This is a genomic window from Neobacillus drentensis, from assembly GCF_036966985.1.
Classification (GTDB): Bacteria; Bacillota; Bacilli; order Bacillales; family Cytobacillaceae; genus Neobacillus; species Neobacillus drentensis_E.
Window position 1 is genome coordinate 14,288 of sequence record NZ_JBALSN010000062.1, and the last position, 3,098, is coordinate 17,385.

The following is a 3,098-nucleotide window of genomic DNA, read 5'->3' on the forward strand; positions in this document are numbered from 1 at the left end:
AGTAGGACTCCCCATTGAACAGCTTTCGTTATCTCCGAATATCGCCCTTTTAAACAACGTCGAATGAAAATAATAAGAATAATAAAGGGAAGAACAATCACTTCCCGCTCCCATAATGGCGGAATATTAAGCTTAGCCATGATTGAATAATATGGTTGTAATAAATAGGCTCCGCCAAGTATGGTCATTAGGACAGATAACCTTTCTGGTACTCTTTTTCTTTGCAGTAAAAATGAAATTGCAATCAGCACGCCCGGTATTGCATTACTCCAGATGAATGGATCCTCGAACAAATACATTAGACCGAAAAACATGAATGAAACTAATGTAAAACCGTCTATTTTTATTTGCTGAATTTTCGGCCCATATTCAACAAGCTTTTTGTAAAGCAATTGTCCGATCATCGAAAGAACAATTCCTACCCCTCCAGTAACTAGCATTTTAGCAAGTTCACCTAAGTCACTCGAATAGGTGAATTCTACAGTTGCAATAAAGGCTAAAAATAAAGGAACTATTCCGAGAACATCCCATTGGATTTTATGCAAATAAAACACGGTTCCAAATGCATAAGCGAGTGTGACAAGATATGGCAGTAAATCAAATGGATAGGTAATCAACGTAAACACAATTCCAATTATTGAAAATGGGACTAAATAAAAAGCAGTCCTTTTTTTATATTCATCTTTTGCGAGGAAAGCAAACAACAGAAGTAGCGCACTAGTAAACACAAACTCATAGTTTCCAAAAGATTGATTGATTATTTGATCTAACACAGTTGTTACTATAAAGAATAAGGAAGTAAAACTGCCATACAGAAAGGCTTTAATTTTCCATTCTACCTTCATCAACTTTGTGCTAATTGCATAGACAAACAACGCCAAGATAAAGCTGTAAATGCAGTCTTTCTGAAATGCGAACCATGTGAATAATAGCGTCAGTGGATAAATGCTGTGTCCTACCCAACCAAATGCAAATGATAGGTTCAAATCATTTTTCCGGCAAAGATAGGAGATTAGCAGCATGATCACTGCACCGAAAGAGCCGATTAAGGAATTCATGGTATGACTTAAAGTAAATCTCAGCAAAATGGCTTGGATGATAGAAAAATACGAAATAAGTGCTGCGATACTGACTAAAAATGGGACCCACTTCGTACTGATCTTTTTATACAAATAATAATACATTCCGATTCCAACTAATAAAATAAGCGGTTGAACCCAAACATGGTTTATTTGATTAAACAATGCTTGGAGAATGGCCACAGAATAAAGTGCTTGGGATGTATACAAAGATATTTTATCCAACCTTTTTTCCCCTACTGCTCTCCAAACAAAACTTGATAATAATACAAGGATGGCCGCGATAGCAAAACTAACTCCATACCCAAATTCTTTAAGATAAAAAGAAAAGTTACTATTCATTTCTTCTCCAAAAGCAGCAATGGAAAGACCAAGTAAACTAGGTGCAATCCATACAGCGGCTTCTTTTAGGAAGATCCTTTCTTCCTTCTTATAAACCAAATAGGCAGCAACCATAAATAGGAATATGAGAACACCAAGCTCCCACCACAATAAAAACGAAATAGCAGTCATTATTGCAAGCACCATGATGGACAAACCAACATCTCTGGCGGCAGTCTGAATGATCTTTACGTATTTTGAAAGGTGCACAATTCCTAACACACTAAATAGGATAAAACCNNAGGTTTGCTTATCAATGCAATGAATTCATAAATGCTAGAGCCTGCAAAAACCGCGCTTAAATACGGAAATAACCTTCTTGAACCGTGATGAGACAAATAAACAAAGTTAACTGCAATGACGAAATAAGCAAGCATAAGCACAATTGATGGATTCCCTGCACGCAGGAGAATTCCTTCGAGACTAATATAAATAAATGCCATACCTGATATTACTGCACTAGTATATTGGAATGCATTATTTAATGAAAACTGGTTATTCAAAGCCTTTGGAACAAAGACCATTCCAAATCCAACCAGAGCATAAATTATCGCTCCAAAATAATCCAGGAAGCTGTGCTCAATTAACTGATAAGCACCATAAACAATCATTATACTGAAAATGAAATGATATTCTTTCCGCCCGCTTACATACATCATCGATAAATATATAATCGCTGTTAACAGCAAATTGAAGCTGTATACGACCTTGTTATCGAATAAAAACAGCATAAATAATGTAGACAGAACGAGATTCACCTGGACAAACGGGATAAACTCTTTCGTAAAAAGTTGGATTGATTTCTTATTCTTTAGCTGATGATAAACAAAAATAGTGATTGCATTGAAAATCATCATACCTAAGTAGAAGAAATCAATCTCCAGATGAAAACTAGCTAATAGAAAGGCCATACCTAGAGATTCCGACACAAAGGTGAACCAGACAAATAATCTTGATGCTAAGCTTTTCGCAAATAAATAGTAAACAATAACTGGCACCAAGCTACCCAGCATTCCGAGTAAATAACGCCCTTCTCCAGTAATTGATAAAAAGGATCCTAAAAGCCCAAACCATCCCAATGAAAGAATAAAAATTGGTAAAAACAAACTTCCCAGGACACTAAAAGCAAAAGCTGTTTTTTCTATTTTTAATACTTTTTTCGTTAAAAAGGCGATTCCATAAAATAATAAAGCTACGATTGCAATGGATCCACTTTTCATGAAACTTGTCATTGATTCCCAATTACTTGTTGCAACAAACAAACCTCCGATAAGCAAGAAGATTACTCCAATGTTTAGTAACCACGTAATATTCCTTTCACGAATCTCTTCTGGTGTTCGTGTCTTCTTCACTTTCGCAGGTTTTTTAGGTATTGGAGTATGGACTTGCCCAGCTTTTTCAAGTACAGAAGGTTTTGCCTCCATTTCGATTAAATCTAAATGGTATTGGTGATGTGCTCTTGCAACAGTGTCAACTATTGCTTCAGAAAGGTACCCCCCCTCACGTAATGTATATAATTCTTTTCTAAAAATTTTCCGTTGCTCTTCTCGTAGATTCGAATCCATAAAATCTCCCCACAATCATTACAAAATGGTAATTATACCAAAAATTTCTATATGGTGTAATTTTACACCATTT

General features: G+C 35.7%; 1 pseudogene. It reads right to left on the reverse strand.

The features are described from left to right. Nucleotides 1-1,592: pseudogene (locus tag V7659_RS04450) on the reverse strand (hypothetical protein); the annotation flags it as partial. Between the last annotated feature and the right edge of the window lie 1,506 nt (nucleotides 1,593-3,098).